The organism is Mesorhizobium sp. XAP4 (assembly GCF_029269325.1).
In the GTDB taxonomy this organism is placed as follows: domain Bacteria; phylum Pseudomonadota; class Alphaproteobacteria; order Rhizobiales; family Rhizobiaceae; genus Mesorhizobium; species Mesorhizobium ciceri.
In genome coordinates this window covers 1-15313 of sequence record NZ_JARIXW010000019.1, presented here as the reverse complement: position 1 = coordinate 15313, position 15313 = coordinate 1, and the positions used below count along the sequence as shown (strand labels likewise).

At 62.2% G+C, this 15313-nt stretch carries 14 protein-coding genes; 7 read left to right on the top strand and 7 right to left on the bottom strand.

The annotated features are described in order from the left end of the window. Nucleotides 1–1586 (bottom strand): DUF5801 repeats-in-toxin domain-containing protein (locus tag P3C39_RS32540; RefSeq protein WP_275955053.1); only part of this gene is annotated, 1586 nt, incomplete at its 3' end. A 316-nt stretch (nucleotides 1587–1902) separates the two neighbouring features. Next, the gene (locus P3C39_RS32535) at nucleotides 1903–2541 is read right to left on the bottom strand and encodes a response regulator transcription factor (protein ID WP_244506859.1); all 639 of its coding nucleotides are present in this window, start codon (nucleotides 2539–2541) and stop codon (nucleotides 1903–1905) included. A gap of 479 nt (nucleotides 2542–3020) precedes the next feature. Here P3C39_RS32535 and P3C39_RS32530 point away from each other — a divergent pair, with 479 nt between their 5' ends. Both P3C39_RS32530 and P3C39_RS32525 read left to right on the top strand, forming a co-directional pair. Beyond that, a complete protein-coding gene (locus P3C39_RS32530; protein WP_275955052.1) occupies nucleotides 3021–3896 on the top strand; it encodes an ABC transporter permease in 876 nt (291 codons plus the stop codon). After that, nucleotides 3889–4860 carry an ABC transporter permease gene (locus P3C39_RS32525; RefSeq protein WP_275955051.1) on the top strand — a complete coding sequence of 324 codons (972 nt, stop codon included), beginning with the start codon at nucleotides 3889–3891 and terminating at the stop codon, nucleotides 4858–4860. Before P3C39_RS32530 ends, P3C39_RS32525 begins: the two co-directional genes overlap by 8 nt. Here the strand turns inward: P3C39_RS32525 and P3C39_RS32520 are convergent. The 5 genes from P3C39_RS32520 to P3C39_RS32500 all read right to left on the bottom strand — a co-directional run bounded on the left by P3C39_RS32520 (nucleotide 4831) and on the right by P3C39_RS32500 (nucleotide 10398). Beyond that, the gene (locus P3C39_RS32520) at nucleotides 4831–5751 is read right to left on the bottom strand and encodes an ABC transporter permease (protein ID WP_275955050.1); all 921 of its coding nucleotides are present in this window, start codon (nucleotides 5749–5751) and stop codon (nucleotides 4831–4833) included. The genes P3C39_RS32525 and P3C39_RS32520 overlap by 30 nt on opposite strands. Then, a complete protein-coding gene (locus P3C39_RS32515; RefSeq protein ID WP_224621515.1) occupies nucleotides 5751–6800 on the bottom strand; it encodes an ABC transporter permease in 1050 nt (349 codons plus the stop codon). Before P3C39_RS32515 ends, P3C39_RS32520 begins: the two co-directional genes overlap by 1 nt. A 25-nt stretch (nucleotides 6801–6825) precedes the next feature. Next, entirely contained in the window at nucleotides 6826–8373 is a 1548-nt protein-coding gene (locus P3C39_RS32510; RefSeq protein WP_275955049.1) for an ABC transporter ATP-binding protein, read from the bottom strand. Between the two features lie 97 nt (nucleotides 8374–8470). Continuing rightward, nucleotides 8471–9565: a BMP family ABC transporter substrate-binding protein gene (locus P3C39_RS32505; RefSeq protein WP_013529894.1), complete on the bottom strand. Its 1095-nt coding sequence runs from the start codon at nucleotides 9563–9565 to the stop codon at nucleotides 8471–8473. Further along, nucleotides 9562–10398, bottom strand: a complete 837-nt coding sequence (locus tag P3C39_RS32500) for a GntR family transcriptional regulator (protein WP_013529895.1) — start codon at nucleotides 10396–10398, stop codon at nucleotides 9562–9564. Before P3C39_RS32500 ends, P3C39_RS32505 begins: the two co-directional genes overlap by 4 nt. 250 nt (nucleotides 10399–10648) lie before the next feature. On the opposite strand from P3C39_RS32500, the gene P3C39_RS32495 reads away from it, so the two are divergent. The 5 genes from P3C39_RS32495 to P3C39_RS32475 all read left to right on the top strand — a co-directional run. Further along, on the top strand, nucleotides 10649–11506 hold the full coding sequence (locus tag P3C39_RS32495; protein WP_127369653.1) for an aromatic ring-hydroxylating dioxygenase subunit alpha: 858 nt from the start codon (nucleotides 10649–10651) through the stop codon (nucleotides 11504–11506). A 29-nt stretch (nucleotides 11507–11535) separates the two neighbouring features. After that, nucleotides 11536–12429, top strand: coding sequence for an aromatic ring-hydroxylating dioxygenase subunit alpha (locus P3C39_RS32490; protein WP_275955048.1), 894 nt, complete (start codon nucleotides 11536–11538; stop codon nucleotides 12427–12429). Between the two features lie 21 nt (nucleotides 12430–12450). Further along, nucleotides 12451–14217, top strand: a complete 1767-nt coding sequence (locus P3C39_RS32485; RefSeq protein WP_275955047.1) for a Rieske 2Fe-2S domain-containing protein — start codon at nucleotides 12451–12453, stop codon at nucleotides 14215–14217. A 71-nt stretch (nucleotides 14218–14288) separates the two neighbouring features. Further along, complete coding sequence (locus tag P3C39_RS32480) at nucleotides 14289–14939, top strand: glutathione S-transferase (protein WP_063168879.1); 651 nt, start codon at nucleotides 14289–14291, stop codon at nucleotides 14937–14939. A gap of 58 nt (nucleotides 14940–14997) precedes the next feature. Then, the coding region (locus P3C39_RS32475) for an alcohol dehydrogenase catalytic domain-containing protein (RefSeq protein ID WP_275953149.1) at nucleotides 14998–15313 on the top strand (316 nt) is incomplete at its 3' end.

The window sequence follows — 15313 nt, the reverse complement described above, 5'->3', positions numbered from 1 at the left end:
TCGGCATGGACCACCGCCCGGAGCTGGTCGAGGGTGACGGCGCCGGCGGCGCTGACGGAGACGGTGAATACGAGTTCGTTGGAGCCGATGGTGTGACCTTCAACGACGCTGCCATTGAGCGAGAGGATGACCGCCTGGCCGGTCGCCGTGTCGATCAGACCCGAAGGGCCTGCCACGACGCCCAGTGCGTAGGTCAGCGTGCCGGCCCCGTCGGCGCCGAAGCCCGAACTGAAGTTGGCGGCAAAGCTCTGCGTGTCGTTGGTGGTAAGAACCGACTCGTCGACGGTCAGCGTCGGCTCGGCGCCGGTGGTCGAGATGCTCGGGCCATCATCGTCGAAGTTGATGTGGGAGCCGACCTCTTCGCTATAGGCGTTGGTGCTCGTCGCCGAGAAATGGAACTCCGAGATGTCGCACCCCTCGTTTGCATCGACCCCTTTGACCGTCAGCCGATCCATTGGGCTGCCGGTGGTGATATCGACGGTGGTGGTGTTGTCGAGCCCGGTGATGGTGACGGCGTTTCCGGTCCCGCTGAGCCCGGTGACGGTGATGTTGCCGCTGCCGGTCGCATAGGTGCCATCGACAGTGATGACGGACGCAAACCCCGATGTACCCGTCAACTTGATGCCGGTGATATCCACGGGGCTGGTCGTGGTGCCGTCAAAGAAGTTCGTGCCTTGGTCGTTGCCCGTATTGTTGAAGGCGCTGACGGTGACGTCCACACGCGCAGTCGGAGTGGAAGGTGTGATCTGGCTGATCGTGAACCCGGCCTGCGTGATGGTCTCGATGTGGTTGCCGTACTGGATTTGCGACGCACTCCCTGCGTTCAGGGTACCGCCGGTGACAAAATCGACCTGCAGCGTTTCGTTCGGATTGATGCTCTGGTTGTTGATGCCGAAGCCCTGTTCGCTGACGTTGGCACTGCCACCGTTCAAACCGATTACCAGCAGCTGCTTGGAAGCGTCATTGGCCGAATTGATCAGATAGAAATCATTGTTGCCGGGCGCGGCGGCTGAGCCCAGAAAACTAGCCACGGAGGTGCCGGTGACCGACGCGAACACCTTGTTGGTCAAACCGATACGGTCGTCCGGATTGGTCGCGTCCGGATTGAGCAACGGCACATACTCGACCGTGTACAGGTCCGCATTGGTGGCGCTGGTGCTGACCAGCCCAAACGAGAAAGCGAGCGGGCCGGTTGCGGCCGGTGCGGCCGACGGGTCAGAGGTGCCGATGACACCGATTACGACGTTTGCATGGGTCGGGTCTGCGTCTTTGAACAGCCAGACATAATTGCCATCGACCGTCTGAATGCCGCTGTTGACGCCGACGGTGGTGGAAAACGGGGTTCCGGTGAGATTCTGGGAGAGAACGACCGAGGTGATGGTTTCTCCCGCGCTCGCCGAGGCCACGACGAAGTTGGCCTGGAAGGCGACCTCCGGCGAGGTCAGCCCACCCGGATCGTCGAGACTTAGGAGATATTGCACCGTGGGGTTGGTATCGTAAGGCGGAATGGCCGGATTGATATCATCGTCCGTAAATCCGGTGGTCTCGTCGAGGACGATGTCCTGGGTCAAGATGTCGAGTGCCATGGAGATTCTCCTTGGTTCAAAATTCTCTCTGGAAAAGGGATGCAGCCCCTAATGCCGGAAATGCACCTACCCCGGTGCAGCCGGTCGCATACTGAAATGCGCCCCTCCAATTTCATTGTGCCGCCGGCGCAGAGGGCGCGTCCATTCCCGCTTCGATAGTATTGCGGTCAATGTCCGCACCTGATCGAACGATATATATCCATCGATAGGTCAGGTTGACCGGCGCTGCGGGAGGTCGCGCAGGCACGCGCCAGATGCCGCCAGACGGCTCTGCGGCCGTTGCCGTGCGTACAATGTCGGTGCGAGTGGAGAGTGTTCAGAGCAGGCCGGTTCGGCCCATTCCCGGACGCTCGGCGGCTTTGCCGTGCGTCATCCAGGCCAGTTCCGCCCGGCCGCCTAGGTGCAACTTCTCGTAGACGTGATGCAGGTGCATCTTCACCGTGCCTTCGGATAAATGCAGCCGCTGCGCGATGGTCTTGTTGCGCAGCCCGCGCGAGACGAGATCGGCGATTTCGGTCTCCCGCCCGGTCAGCCGGGACATTGGCTGCGGCTGCGAACCGGGCATCAGCAGCTGCTGGACGATCTTGTTGTCGATCCACTTCTTGCCCGCCGCCACCGCATTCACGCATTCGATGAGAAAGCGGTGGCTGATGCCGTCCAGAAACAGGCCATCGACGTCGAGCGTCTGTATTTCCCTGACATCGAGCCTGCCGGTTGGCTGTACGATGAAGATGATGCCGAGAGCGCTGTTGCCGGCCTTCAGCCGTGAGGAAAGACCTGATGTCTGCTGATCCGCGAGATCCACGCCTACGATGACCATATCAGGCTGATGGCGCTCCACATGAGCGAGAACGTCCACAGGGCGGCGACACTGGGCGACAACATCGTGTCCAGCCTTCTGCAACACCCATTCCAGACCGGCGAGATATACCCCCCGCGGGTCCGCGACAACCACTGTTGACATGCGAACACCGTCCGTAAAAAACGCAACGAACTTGGTTAAATACCCGTAAAATCAGGAAACCAGAGCCCACATCGATTGTCAAGGAATAGCTAATATACATATTGCTATAATCTACGACGGACCGGCGGGCTCCCTCGCAGCGTAGCAGGCCGGCTGACGATTCTGCGGAGGCGATGCTGGACCTGGTTGAAATGCCAGCATTCGATCGCACGATGATCCGCGGAATCGAAGTCGAAATCGCCGGACGTCTCACCGCACTCCTGGGTGAGAAATTTGGTAGCGCCAGCGCGCTACCGCCTTTCCCCCACGCGTCGAGCTGCCAATTCAGGCTTCGATGCTACGGCTGAACGGGCCGAGCTTGTGCGGTGCGACGGCGTTACCTGGTCGACCGCAAGCGAGCATTTGCCGGTGAAGGCTGACAGCGAAAGCAATCCGACGGCGGCTTCAAATATTCAGGTTGAACTGCGGGTATGCCGTCGGCAACCGGGCTGGGCACGGTGTTCGCATTCAGGGCCAAGATCTGGAACATCGGCCAGGAGGGGCAGGTGTTCGCCGGCGCGATGGCCGCCTATTGGGTGAGTTTCTGGATAGCGCCATTGCCAGGCTGGCTGGCCGTCTGCACACTCGCGCTGGCCGGAATGGCGGGCGGCGGCGTGCTCGGCCTGTTGGCCGGCGCACTGAAAACCAGGTTCGGCACCAGCGAGATCATTTCGACGGTGATGCTGAATTACGTCGTCATGTACCTGCTCGCCTACCTTCTCGATGGCGGCCCCTGGATGGCGACAGGCGTGACCGTATCCTATCACCAGTCGCCGCCCATCGATCCAAGTCTGGAGTGGCCGATCCTCTTGGCCGTTGGGGCGGGAAAGCTGCATGTCGGCTTCCTGTTCGCTCTCGCCGCCTCGGCATTCGCAGCGGTGCTGCTCGACAAGACGTCGCTGGGCTACGAAATCCGCGCGTTCGGCTCAAACCCGACCGCGCTGACGTTTCGCGGCACCAATGTGCGCCGGCTTCTGCTGACCGTCATGCTGATGTCGGGGGCCCTGGCGGGACTGGCTGGCGCCGGCGAGCTTTTCGGTGTCTCGCACCGGCTGCGTGCCGAGACGCTGCTTGGCATCGGCAGTTCGGGGATCGTCGTTGCCATGGTGGGAGGACTGCGCCCGAGCGGCGTGATGATCGCCGCCCTGTTCTTCGGCGCGCTGGAAAGCGGCACGATCTACATGCGGCTGAAGAGTGGCACGCCGGCAGGTCTGGTGTCGGCGATGGAAGGGCTGGTGCTTTTGTTCTTTCTCAGTGCCGCCGTCGCAACGCGCCTTCAGATCGTGAGGAGGGAAGTCCATGCTTGAGCTGCTGCAGGGCCCGCTTCTGATAAGCCTCCTGGCGGCGATGGTCCGCATTGCCACGCCATTGCTTTTTTCGGCAATGGGCGAACTTGTCACGCAGCGCGCGGGCATCTGGAACATCGCTGTCGAAGGCACCATGCTGATTGGCGCCATTGTCGCCTACATGGTTGCCTCGACAACCGGATCGCCTTGGCTGGCTCTGGCGATAGCCATCCTGGCCTGCGCCGCGAGCAGCCTGATCATGTCGTTCGTCACGATTGTTTTGAAGGCCGAGCAATTCGTAGCCGGCCTTGCCCTTAATCTCCTGGCATCGGGCGTGACGCTGTTCTGGTTCCAGGCCTATATTGGCGGTCGCGAGGCGCCGACCTTCATCGGCTTCGACCAGGTTCCGATCCCCTATCTGTCGGATATTCCGATCCTGGGGCCGGTGCTGTTTTCCCAACGCCTGCTGACCTATGTCAGCTTCCTGGTGCCCATCCTCGTCTGGTTCTTTCTCTACCGAACGAAATACGGCCTTGAGGTGCGCTGTGTCGGCGAAAATCCGAAGGCGCTTGACGTCAAGGGCCTGCACGTCGGCCTCAGGCAGTGCCTCGCGATCATGTTCGGCAGCATGATGTCCGGCTTCGGCGGCGCCTTCCTGATGCTTGGCTATTCGGACAAGTTCGTTCCCGATCTCATTGCCGGCCGCGGCTGGCTGGTCGTGGTCGCGATCATCGCCGGCAACTGGATGCCGTTCCGGATCGTTGGAGCGATCTTCATCTTCGCGTTTCTGGAGGCGTTGGGCATCCATGCGCAAGTGGTGGGGATTCCTGTCCCCCACCAGTTGTTCCTCGTCTTGCCCTATGTGGCGTCACTTGTGCTGCTTGCGGGCCTGCGGCGCGCACCCATCAGCCCGTGGCGCTCGGCATTCCCTACAACAGGGAATAGACCCTGCTGCTCAACCCGCCGGGCGGAAAGGCTTTGCTAGCGAAGCCGGGAAGTGCAGCGCCAGCATTTGCTGGTTTCGCGAGATCAGCACCAGAACGATGATTGTCGCGAGATAGGGCAGGGCCGAGAGCAGTTCGGACGGCACTTCCAGTCCGAGCGCCTGTCCCTGCAGCTGGAGGATCGTCATGCCGCCGAACAGCCAGGCGCCAAGCAGGATGCGCAGCGGGCGCCATGTGGCGAAAACCACCAGCGCCAGTGCGATCCAGCCTTTGCCGGCAGTCATGTTCTCGACCCAGAGCGGTGTGTAGGCGACGGACAGATAGGCGCCCGCCAGGCCAGCCATCGCCCCGCCAAACAGCACGGCCATGTAGCGGATCCTGATCACGGGATAGCCGATCGCATGCGATGTCTGCGGTGACTCGCCGATCGTTCGCAGGATCAGCCCGGCCTTCGTGCGGTAGAGAAACCAGCTGATGGCAGCGAACATCACCAGAGCCAGGTAGACCATCGGATCGAAGCGGAAGAGCAACGGACCGATCAGCGGCAGATCGGACAGAACAGGGACGTTGATGCCGTGCAGCGCCTCGATAGGCTCGCTGCCGAAGCCGCGGCCAAGGAAGGCCGACACGCCGGAACCGAAGATGGCCAGCGCCAGTCCGGCCGCATATTGATTGGTGAGGAAGGTCAGTGCCAGAACGCCGAACAGCAGCGAGGCGGCGGCACCTGCCAGGGCGCCGGCCAGGATCGCAACCGGCATTGGATAGCCTGCGGTTACGGCCCAGAAAGCCAATGCCGCGCCCATCAGCATCATGCCTTCGATGCCGAGGTTGAGCACGCCGGACTTCTCGACCACCAGTTCGCCGAGTGCCGCGAATATCAGCGGCGTGGCGGCGATGACGGTGCCGGTGAAGATGGCGATGATCAAGTCCATCAGGCTGTCTCCAGCGCGTGCGTGTCTCGGGCCGGCCGTATCAGGCGGATGCGATAAAAAATGAAGAAGTCGGCGGCGAGCAGGAAGAACAGAAGAATGCCCTGGAAGATGCGCGTCAGCGCCGAGGGCAGGCCCAGCGTCATCTGCACGCCTTCGCCGCCGAGGAAAAGCAGCGACATCAACAGCCCGCCAAGCACGATGCCGAAGGCGTTCAGCCGGCCGATGAAGGCGACGATGATGGCCGCGAAACCGTAGCCGGGCGAAATCTGCGGCGAGAGCTGGCCGAGCGGCCCGGCGGCTTCCGCCATGCCGGCGATGCCGGCGGCCGCACCACCCGCCATCAGCCCGATCCAGACGGCGGCAGATTCGCGAAAGCCGGCATAGCGGGCGGCTAGCGGTGCCGCTCCGCTCACCGACATCTTGTAGCCAAGGAAGCTGCGGTCAGTGAACAGCCACATCACGAACACGGCGACGACGGTGATGAAGATCGAAGGGTTGAGCCGATAGGCCGGGTCGAAGGATTCGAACAGGGCGGCTGTCGGCAGAAGTGCCGTCTGCGGGTAGTTGAAACCGGCCGGATCGCGCCACGGTCCATGCACGAGATAGGACAGGAACAGCGTCGCGATGTAGGTCATCATCAGCGTGACCAGGATCTCGTTGGTGTTCATGCGGGCGCGCAGGAAGGCAGGGATCGCCGCCCATGCCATGCCGGCGCCCATGCCGGCAACGAACATCAACGGCAACAGCAGCACGCTGTCCGGGTTCGGCCAGAAAAGACCGACGCCGCTCGCCGCAATCGCGCCCATGGTGAACTGGCCCTCGGCGCCGATGTTCCAGACATTGGCGCGGAAGCCGATAGCCAGCCCACACGCAATGAGGATCAGCGGCGAAGCCTTGAGCAGCCATTCCGACAAACCGTTGAGGGAATTCAACGGCTCGACAAAGAAGGCGTAGAGCGTCGGCAGCGGATCGTGTCCGAGCGAGGCAAAAAAGATCGAGCCGACGACCAGCGTCAAAACCGACGCCAGCACCGGCGCCGCGACGCGCATTGTTGCCGAAGGCTCCGGCCTTTGTTCAATCCTGAAGCGCAACGTCGCCACTCCCAATTGCCATTTGATCCGTGCTCATCGTTCGACCGGTCATCAGCAGCCCGACCTCTTCGCGGTCGGTCGTCTTGCGTATCAGCGGCGGTGACACGCGCCCCTGGCAGATCACCAGAAGCCGGTCACAAATCTCGAACAGCTCGTCGAGTTCTTCGGAGACGACGAGCACCGCCGCGCCGGCGCGGCTGAGGTCGACGATGGTCTGGCGGATGAAGGCGCTGGCGCCGACATCGACGCCCCAGGTCGGCTGGGAGACAAGCAGAAGCTTCGGCTCGAGCGCGATCTCACGGCCGACGATGAATTTCTGCAGATTGCCGCCCGACAGGCTTTGCGCCGTCGAAGCCGGACCGTTGGCCTTGACCTTGAACCTGTCGATGATGCCAGCTGCGAAGGCGCTGGCTTTGCGCCGGTCGACCAGGCCGTTGCGGACGGTGCCGAAGCGATGGGCGGTCAGAACCGCGTTCTCCCACAGCGTATGCGACGGTACCGCGCCGCGCCCCAGCCGTTCCTCGGGAACGAAGGCGAGACCGAGCTTACGGCGCTCGTCGGCACGAAGGCGAGCGGCAGCGGTACCGCAAATCCTGATCGCGTCGTTGTTGTGATGCGTGCGTTCGCCGCTGAGCAAGGCGATAAGCTCCGCCTGGCCGTTTCCGGACACTCCCGCCAGGCCGACGATTTCCCCGCCATGAACGTTGAAGGAGACGTCCTTCAGATCCACGCCGAAATGGTCTCTTGCCTTGACCGAAAGGTTGTTGACCTCGAGCACTGGCTTCTCGCTCGGGGTCGGCGGGCTGACATGCATTTCCGGCAGCTTCGAACCGACCATCATGCGGGCGAGCTCGAGCGAGGTCGTCTCTTTCGGCCGAGCGGTGCCGGTGACCTTGCCGTTGCGCAGCACGGTTGCGGTGTCACAGAGCTCCTGCACCTCGTCGAGCTTGTGGCTGATGTAGACGATGCTGCAGCCTTCAGCGGCGAGTTGTCGAAGCGTCTCGAACAGCTTGACCACCGCCTGTGGCGTCAGCACGGAAGTCGGCTCGTCGAGGATCAGAAGCTTGGGCGCCTGCAGCAGGCAGCGCACGATCTCGACGCGCTGCCGCTCGCCGACAGAGAGGTCATGCACCTGGCGATGCGGATCGATCGGCATACCGTAGCGAAGCGAAAGCTCGCGGATCTTGGCGGCAAGCGAGGGCAGATCGAAGGCGCTGCTTGCCGAGAGCGCAATGTTCTCGACCACTGAAACGGATTCGAACAGCGCGAAGTGCTGGTAGACCATCTCGATGCCGAGCGCGCGCGACGTCGCCGGGTTGTGCGCCGCGATCGGATTGCCGTCGCAGAAGATCTCGCCGGAATCGGCCTGCGCCGCGCCATAGATGATCTTCATCAGGGTCGATTTGCCGGCGCCGTTTTCGCCCAGCACCGCGTGGATTTCGCCGGGCTGGATAGACAGCGAGACGTCGTCATTGGCGACGACGCCGGGATAGCGCTTGCGGATGTTGCGCAGTTCTAGACGCGGATGCATGGCGGGTCCTGCCGTGGCGTGAAGCGAGGTTGGACGGGAACCAGGCAGAGAGACGCCGAAGGTCGGTCTCGGCGCCTCCCTGGTTCTTTGATGGCGTTCAGCTCAGCTTGCCGATCATGCCTTTGACGAACCAGTTCATGCCGCGAACATCGTCATCGGCCAGGACGGAGCCTGCAGCGACCTTGAGGTTGCCGGCCTGGTCCTTCAACTCGCCGCCATAGGGGTGCACCTTGCCGCTGCCGATGTCGGCCTCGAGCTGCTTCAGCTTGGCCTTGGTGTCGGCCGGTATGCCGTCATTGTAGGGCGCCATCTTCACGACGCCCGCCGCCAGTCCATCCCAGCGCACTTCCGGCTTCCAGGTGCCGGCGGCGACGGCCTTGGCGGCGCCGACATAGTCGCTGGTCCAGTCGAGGACAAAGGACGTCAGCTGTTTGCCCGAAGCGAACTTGGCCATGTCGCTGGCGTAGCCGATCGACCAGGCGCCGCCTTCACCCGCGACCTGGACGCCCGTCGCCGTGTCGGTCATCGAGCAGATGACATCGCAGCCTTGCGAAAGCAGCGTCTTGGCGGCCTCCTTCTCCTTGCCCGGATCGAACCAGGAATTGAGGAAGATGGCGTTGCAGGTGGCGTTCGGATTGACGCTTTGCGCACCGAGCAGCAGCGCGTTGGCCGGGCCGACGATATCCGGAATCGGAAAGCCGCCGATGAATCCAATCTTGCCGGATTTCGACATGTAGCCGCCGGCCGCGCCGGCGACGAAAGTGCCCTCGTAATATTTGGCTTCAAAGGTACCCAGATTGGCAAGGTGGACGATGCCGGAGCAATGTTCGAAAGCCACCTTGGGGAACCGCGGCGCCACTTTCTGCATCGGCGTTCCGTGCGAAAAGCTGGTGCCGAAGATCAGTTTGTTGCCGGCGCTGGCCAGCTCGCGGAAAATGCGCTCCGCATCCTGCGGCATAAAGATGTTGTCGATGACGGTGAGTTCGGCCTTGTCGCCGAACGCGGCTTTGATCGCCTCGACGCCAAGGCTGTGCTGCTTGGTCCAGCCGATTTCGGCGATCGGCGAGACGTAGACGACGCCGATCTTGAGCACCTCTTGAGCCTTGGCGACCGTGCTCAGCCCTCCAGCACCGAGCGCAGCACCCAGCGCACCGCTGTATTTCAGGAATCCGCGTCTTGTCAGGTCGTTCATGTCGGTAACCCTCTGTTGGTTTTTTTGGTTGATGCCCGGCTTGTCGATGCCCGGTCTTTGTTAGGGAGATGGACGTGCGCGTGCACCGCGCCGTCGCCATTCCCGGATGGTTTTGCCTGCCTCAATCCAGCCGATATCGTTGCTCCGTCGGCCTTGCCGTCGAGATAGGGTGCGAGCGCTTCGGCAGGCGTCATCTCCGGAAACACCTCGCGATCCATGATGTAGCCGCGCACCACGGTGCGGTGATGCGTGTCGATCAGGTCCATGGCCTGTTTCAGGCGGCCCTTTTCCAGGAGGTCGACGACCCTCGAATGATCGTCGAGCAGATTGCAATAGTCGAAATCGGCTGAAATGAGCGAGCGCAGCAGCGTCGTGCGGCGCACCAGCTGGGCATGGATTTCCTGCATCACCTTGTTGCGACTAAGGCGCACGAACACCGTGTGGAATTCCTGGCCGAGCACGTCGGCCAGCGCATCGTTGCCGGCGGCGACTGCCTGGCGCTGGCGTTCGACATGCTGGCGCAGCTCGGCCCATCCGGCGGGGCCAAGGCGATCGCTGAGCTGGGCCGCCACCCCCTGTTCGACAAGGGTCAGCGCGTCGTAAATCTCCATTGCCTCCTGCATGCTTGGCCTGGCGACGAAGGCGCCGCGGTTGCGCTCGATCTGCGCCAGCCCGTCATCGGCGAGCCGTATCAGGGCCTGACGCACCACGATGCGGCTGACATCGAATATCTCGGCAAGCTCGCGCTCGCCGAGCTTGCAGCCGGGCACCAGCCGATGGTCGATGATGGCGCGGGTCAGCGTGTCCGCGATCGTCTGGGAGCGGCTGCTCAAGGCACGGTTCTCCGCCTTTGCGACGACATGATCAGCAGGCTTTCCATGATGAAGACATGACGCTTCGGGATGTGCCATATCCCAGGTTCAGGTTTTCCATATCGGAATTCAATCATCATAGTCTGTCAACACAAAAAATGATTTTGGCTGACAAAAAATCATTGATTGGTATCCAATCTTGTGATTTCGTCATTGCGAAACGTCAGGCTAGGTTCGTGGTGAAGGGCTAGCCGAGTTGGGAGGGATGCCGATGGCAACCCGTTGCGTCGACCGCGAGCTTCTGAACGACTGGCATATCGTCGCTGACCAGGAATCGCTCAGCCAGGATGTGCCCTTTTCGACCCGTCTGCTTGGGGTCGATCTCGTCGTTCGAAAACATTCAGACAAGATCGAAGTCGTTCGCAACGATACCGGCGACGTGTTGAAGAGCGCCGAGCGCTATGGCTTCGTCTGGACCTGTCTGGACAAACCCTGGCGCGACATCATCTACATCCCCGAGGCCAACGAGGCGGATCGACATCTGGTCAGCGGCGGCTCGATCGCGGTCAAGGTGTCGGGCCTTCGCGCCGTCGAGAATTTTCTCGACATGGGGCATTTCCCCTTCATCCACACCGGCTGGCTCGGCGAGGAGCCGCATACCGAGGTCGTGCCTTACAAGGTGGAAATCACGCCCCAGGACGAGGTGCTGGCGACCGAATGCAAATTCTACCAGCCCATCGCGTCGCCGACCGCGAAGGAAGGGTTCGTCGTCGAGTACATCTACAAGGTGATCCGACCCTATACGGTGGCGCTCTACAAGAGCAATCCGATCCAGAAGGGGAGGCTGGATGTCATCACGCTGTTCGTGCAGCCGGTCGACGAGGAGAACTGCGTCGCGCATCCCTATCTCTGCTACCTCAAGGAGGGCATGGACGCGGCGACGGTGCGCAGTTTCATGCAATTGATCTTCGCGCAGGACAAGCCGATCCTGGAAAACCAGGTCCCCAAGCGCCTGCCGCTCGATCCGCGCGCCGAGACGCCGATCCGCGCCGATGCCGTCTCGGTTTCCTATCGGCGCTGGCTGCGTGACAGGGCGGTCACCTATGGTGCGATACCGGCACAGATCTGATGACGTCCGAGGGTATTTGAAGGGATAACATGATGACGAAATGCGCTGATCCCGTGATCCTCAATCTCTGGCATCCCGTGGGCGCCATCGCGGAAGCTGCTCCCGGCGCCGTCCAGAAGACCGTTCTGCTCGAGGAGCGCCTCAGCTTTGCGGTGGACGTGGATGGCGAGCCCGTCGTCTGGCGCTCGCGTTCCGATGTGCAAAGGGCTGACCATATTCCACCCGCCGACAGGCTGCCTGCAATAAGCGCCTATGGCTATGTCTGGACCTCGCTCGGGTCGCCGCCGGCCGAGTTGTTCCCGATCCCCGAATATCAAGAGCCGGACCGCCGCAAGCTCAATGCGGCAACGTTCGGCGTCAACGTCTCGGCGCCGCGCGCCATCGAGAACTTTCTCGACATGGGCCACTTCCCCTATGTGCATACCGACATACTCGGCGTCGAGCCACATACCGAAGTCAAGGAATACGACGTCGAGATCTCCGTCGATCGCGACGAGATCCTGGCCACGCGCTGCCGCTTCTTCCAGCCGATGGCGTCGACGGCGTCCGATGGCGGCGCCGACGTCGACTACGTCTATCGCGTGCCGCATCCCTATTGCTCGGTGCTCTATAAATCGAGCCCGATCGACGAGACCCGGCGCGATGTCATCGCCGTCTTCCTGCAGCCGGTCGACCAGGAGCATGTGCGCGCCCACATGCTGCTTTGTGTGCTCGACGAAGACAATGAAGACAAGGTGATCAAGCGTTTCCAGCAGACGATCTTCGGCCAGGACAAGCCGATCCTGGAAAACCAGGTGCCGAAGCGCCTGCCGCTCGATCCGCGCGCCGAGACGCCGATCCGCGCTGACAAGTCGGCCATCGCCTACCGGCGCTGGCTCAGCCAGAAGGGCGTGACCTACGGGGTCATCCCGGCTGCAGCCTGACAGACATTTTGGAGACGATTGATGTTGGAAGAAGCCAGAAGCCGGTGGCATCCGATCGCCGCTGCCCATGATTTGCCGTTTCGCCACGTTTTCCACGGCCAGTTGCTCGGCCGGGAATTCGCCGTGTGGCGGGCCGATGACGGTTACGTCAACATCTGGGAGAACCGCTGCCTGCATCGCGGCGTCAGGCTGTCGATCGGCATCAATGACGGGCGCGAACTGAAATGCCAGTATCACGGCTGGCGTTATTCGAACCGCACCGCTGGCTGCACCTATATCCCGGCTCATCCGGCCGATGCACCCGCCCGCACCATCACCAACCGCACTTTTCCGGCGGTCGAACGTTATGGCTTGGTCTGGTCCTCGGAAGAGCCGCGCGGGGAGGTGCCTGAGATTGCCGGCCTCGCCGAAGGCAAGCTCTTCGCCTTGCGCGGCATCGCGGTCAACGCGCCGGCCGACAAGGTCGTCGAGAGGCTGAGAGCCTATCGCTTTCAACCCAACGGAGCGATCGATGGCGAGGGCGCCGACATTCTCGTCGAAGCCGCCCAGGATTTCGCTGTGGCGCTTCGCTCGCGAGCCAGCGGCGCCGAGACGCAGGGCGTTTTCTTCGTGCAGCCGGTCGATTCCAACCGTTCGGTGATCCGCGGCGTGCTCGATCAGGAGGCCGAGGGCACCGCGCGCATTGCCATTCTGCGTCACCACAATGAGCGGCTTTCCAAGCTGCGCGACGAGGTCGAGCGCGACGTGGCGAACGCGCCGGCGCCGGCGCCGCTCGAGCCGGTCTACGAACGGGTCTCGGCCGAACTCGCGGAAATGCCTGAGGTGACCACGCATGGCCGCAAGGCTGCGCTGCGTGTCAGCGTGGCCAGAAAATGGCAGACCGCTGACGGGATCGCAGGCTTCGAGCTTCGTCCGATCAAGGGCATCCTGCCGACGTTCCAGCCTGGAGCCCATATCGACGTCCACATGCCCAATGGCGAGATCAGGCAGTATTCGATCACCAACGGTCCCGGTGAAACCGACAGCTTCACCATCGGCGTCAAGCTGGAACGGGACTCCAAGGGTGGCTCGAAATGCATGCATGAGACGGTGCGAGAGGGCGACGTGCTGGCGATTTCCGAGCCACGCAACAACTTCCCGCTGCGCCGCGATGCGATCAAGACGCTGTTCGTCGCCGGCGGCATCGGCATCACGCCGCTGCTCGCCATGGCGCAGGCGCTGAAGAACCAGGAGCTTGCGCACGAGCTGCATTATTTCGCGCAAGGCGAGGAACACCTCGCCTTTGCCGATCGGCTGAAGCATCTCGGCGATGCGCTGAAGCCGCATCTCGGCCTCTCGCCCGACGCGACCGGCGCCGAGCTTCGACAACTCCTCGCCGGTTATCGCAATGGCATGCATCTCTACATCTGCGGCCCGGGACCGATGCTGGAAGCCGCGCGCAAGATCGCGGCCGAGCAGGGCTGGCCGGATAGCGCCGTCCATTTCGAGTACTTCAAGAACACCAACAAGATCGACGACAGTTCGAGCTTCGAGGTCGCGCTGGCGCGCTCCTGCGTCACGCTTCAGGTGCCGGCGGGCAAGACGATCATGCAGGTCATGCGCGAAAGCGGCATCGATGTTCCGTCGTCTTGCGAGCAAGGCGCCTGCGGCACTTGCGTGGCGACGGTGATCGAGGGCGAACCGGACCATCAGGACGTCTACCTCAACGATGCCGAGAGGAAGGCCGGAACCAAGATCATGACCTGCGTTTCGCGCGCCAAATCGGCACGCCTCGTGCTGGACATCTAACTGTTTGTTTTACGCAATTCCGGACGGAAAACCGTTACACACGTTTCCTGGAATTGCTTTAGGAGCCGCCGATGATCACGCTTTACGACTACGAACTGTCGGGCAATTGCTACAAGCTGCGGCTGCTGATGAGTTTTCTCGGCATCGACTACAAGACCGTGCCGGTCGACTTCTACCCCGGCCGCGAACACAAGTCGGAATGGTTCCTGAAACTCAATCCGCTTGGCCAGCTGCCGGTCATCGAGGATGAAGAGCTGATCTTGCGCGATGCCCAAGCGATCCTTGTCTATCTCGCCTCGAAATACGATCCGTCGGGCACCTGGTATCCGCGGGACAATCCCGCTCTGCTGGGCGAGATCAGCCAGTGGCTGGCCTTTGCAGACGGTATCACTTCGACGGCGTCGGCCGCCCGCCTGCACGATGCGCTGTTTTATGACTTCGATATCGACGCCGCGCGTGCCGGCGCGCATCGCCTTTTCCGTATCCTCGACGAGCATCTGTGGTTCGGCGAACAGCAGGGCCGCAACTGGATCTGTTCGGCCAGTCACCCGACCATCGCCGACATCGCCTGTTTTCCTTACATCATCCTGTCGGAGGAAGGCGGTGTTCCGCGCCAGGACTATCCGGCTATTCGGCGCTGGTGCGACCGTGTCAAGCGCATCAAGGGCTTCACCGTCATGTCGGGTGTGTTTCCCGCCGGCCCCGGCAAGATCGCCGCATAGTCTGATCATCAGCGCCGCGTTCTGGCCCGGCAAAATAGAGATTTGGGAGAGAAAAAGAATGAAAACCCGCGCCGCTGTCGCTGTCGCCGCCGGAAAGCCGCTGGAGATCATGGAGGTCGACCTCGAGGGCCCGCGCGAGGGCGAAGTGCTGGTCGAGATCAAGGCGACAGGCATTTGCCACACCGACGAATTCACACTGTCGGGCGCCGATCCGGAAGGTCTGTTTCCGGCCATCCTCGGCCATGAAGGCGCCGGCGTCGTCGTCGATGTCGGCAAGGGTGTCACCTCGCTCAAGAAGGGCGACCACGTCATCCCGCTCTATACGCCCGAATGCCGCCAGTGCCCGTCCTGCCTGTCGAGAAAGACGAACCTCT

Excerpts from the sequence above, each read along its gene's own strand:
- P3C39_RS32505 (WP_013529894.1), bottom strand. The coding sequence starts at position 9,565 with ATGAACGACCTGACAAGACGCGGATTCCTGAAATACAGCGGTGCGCTG.
- P3C39_RS32490 (WP_275955048.1), top strand. The coding sequence starts at position 11,536 with ATGATGACGAAATGCGCTGATCCCGTGATCCTCAATCTCTGGCATCCC.
- P3C39_RS32510 (WP_275955049.1), bottom strand. The coding sequence starts at position 8,373 with ATGCATCCGCGTCTAGAACTGCGCAACATCCGCAAGCGCTATCCCGGC.
- P3C39_RS32520 (WP_275955050.1), bottom strand. The coding sequence starts at position 5,751 with ATGGACTTGATCATCGCCATCTTCACCGGCACCGTCATCGCCGCCACG.
- P3C39_RS32525 (WP_275955051.1), top strand. The coding sequence starts at position 3,889 with ATGCTTGAGCTGCTGCAGGGCCCGCTTCTGATAAGCCTCCTGGCGGCG.
- P3C39_RS32530 (WP_275955052.1), top strand. The coding sequence starts at position 3,021 with ATGCCGTCGGCAACCGGGCTGGGCACGGTGTTCGCATTCAGGGCCAAG.
- P3C39_RS32495 (WP_127369653.1), top strand. The coding sequence starts at position 10,649 with ATGGCAACCCGTTGCGTCGACCGCGAGCTTCTGAACGACTGGCATATC.
- P3C39_RS32485 (WP_275955047.1), top strand. The coding sequence starts at position 12,451 with ATGTTGGAAGAAGCCAGAAGCCGGTGGCATCCGATCGCCGCTGCCCAT.
- P3C39_RS32480 (WP_063168879.1), top strand. The coding sequence starts at position 14,289 with ATGATCACGCTTTACGACTACGAACTGTCGGGCAATTGCTACAAGCTG.
- P3C39_RS32515 (WP_224621515.1), bottom strand. The coding sequence starts at position 6,800 with ATGCGCGTCGCGGCGCCGGTGCTGGCGTCGGTTTTGACGCTGGTCGTC.